The 358-nt window shown below is 57.3% G+C and carries 1 protein-coding gene; it reads left to right on the plus strand.

Annotated elements, in window-relative coordinates:
- The coding region (locus QN347_RS19585; RefSeq protein WP_323494366.1) for an amidohydrolase family protein at positions 1 to 358 on the plus strand (358 nt) is incomplete at both ends.

The following is a 358-nucleotide window of genomic DNA, read 5'->3' on the forward strand; positions in this document are numbered from 1 at the left end:
CCGCTCGACGTGACCCAATATACGGTGGAAGAGTTGCGTGCGGCAGTCGAAGCGGCTGCTAACTGGGGCACGTATGTGACCGTGCATGCCTACACGCCGCGTGCGGTGCGCCAAGCGATCGAAGCCGGCGTTCAATGCATCGATCATGGGCAATTGCTCGATGAGGCGACGGCCCAGTTGATGGCGAAAAAAGGCATTTGGTGGAGCTTGCAGCCGTTCTTGGACGACGGCCATTCCAGCCATGCCGAAGGCTCGTCTAACCGTAAGAAAGAACTCGAAATGGTCGGCGGCACCGAACATGCTTATGCGCTGGCCAAGAAGTATCAAATCAAAACTGCCTGGGGCACCGACATACTGT

The sequence above is a fragment of the Sphingomonas sp. 10B4 genome (assembly GCF_035019905.1).
GTDB lineage: Bacteria > Pseudomonadota > Alphaproteobacteria > Sphingomonadales > Sphingomonadaceae > Sphingomonas > Sphingomonas glacialis.